2 protein-coding genes are annotated in these 1,132 nt (G+C 62.2%); both read left to right on the top strand.

Going from position 1 to position 1,132, the window contains the following annotated elements:
* Positions 1–687 (top strand): ABC transporter ATP-binding protein (locus EOA24_RS38795; protein WP_133374951.1); only part of this gene is annotated, 687 nt, incomplete at its 5' end.
* Positions 684–1,132: LLM class flavin-dependent oxidoreductase (locus tag EOA24_RS38790; protein ID WP_127410870.1), on the top strand; the 449-nt coding region annotated here is incomplete at its 3' end. The genes EOA24_RS38795 and EOA24_RS38790, both read left to right, overlap by 4 nt.

The following is a 1,132-nucleotide window of genomic DNA, read 5'->3' as shown; positions in this document are numbered from 1 at the left end:
ATCCTGGACGGCGTGGAGCTTGATATCGCAGAGGGCGAGTTCGTCGCTCTGCTCGGCAAGAGCGGCTCCGGCAAGAGCACTTTTCTCAGGGCTCTGGCCGGCCTGGACCGCGAGGTCGAGGGAACCGGTATCCGCGGCGTGCCGGAGAACTTGTCAGTCGTTTTCCAGGACGCGCGCCTGTTGCCTTGGCGAAGCGTCATTCAGAACGTCACGCTGGGCCTGCCGGGCACGCCCGCTCAGGACCGTGGAAAAAGAGCTCTAGCCGAAGTCGGGCTGAAAGGGCGGGAGGATGCTTGGCCGAACCAGCTTTCGGGCGGAGAACAGCAAAGAGTAGCTCTTGCTCGTTCGCTGGTACGTGAACCTGCCTTGTTGCTTGCCGACGAACCGTTCGGGGCGCTCGATGCGCTTACCCGCCTGAAGATGCACGACCTGTTGCGAGAACTCTGCGCAAGGCATCGTCCCGCAGTGCTGCTCGTCACCCATGACGTCGACGAAGCAATTTCGTTGGCGAACCGGGTCCTGGTTCTCGAAGAAGGCCGCTTCATCGAGGATCTCCGGATCGATTTTCCGACAAAGCGCGATCATGGCGACGCACGCTTTGCTCAGTATCGAGCCCGGCTGCTCAGCCGGCTGGGAGTTGACGTGCCCGGCCGCAAGGTTCCGAAGGTCTTGGAGGCAAGCCAATGAGCACGCAGAAGAGACAAATGCGGCTCGGAGCGTTCATCATGGCGACAGGCCATCATGCCGCGGCTTGGCGCCATCCGGACGCAGAGGCCGATGCCGGTCTGAACATCGATCATTACCGGGCGCTTGCCCAGACCGCCGAACGCGGCAAATTCGATCTGGTTTTCGTGGCCGACAGTCCGGCCGTGTGGGAGCGTGCCAAGGATCCGGAAGCGGTCCGCCGCACTGCTCAGCACGCGCATTTCGAGCCGATAACACTGTGGGCGGCGCTGTCGCAGGCCACGAGCCACATCGGCTTCGTTGCGACCGCCTCGACAACCTATGAGGATCCCTACCTTCTCGCCCGCAAGTTTGCTTCCCTCGACTACATCTCAAAAGGACGTGCGGCCTGGAACGTGGTCACCACCGGAGCAGATGTTTCGGCGAACTTCTCGATCCCCGGCCATCC

It is taken from the genome of Mesorhizobium sp. M2A.F.Ca.ET.039.01.1.1 (assembly GCF_003998035.1).
In the GTDB taxonomy this organism is placed as follows: domain Bacteria; phylum Pseudomonadota; class Alphaproteobacteria; order Rhizobiales; family Rhizobiaceae; genus Mesorhizobium.
This window is presented reverse-complemented; position numbering and strand designations above follow the sequence as displayed.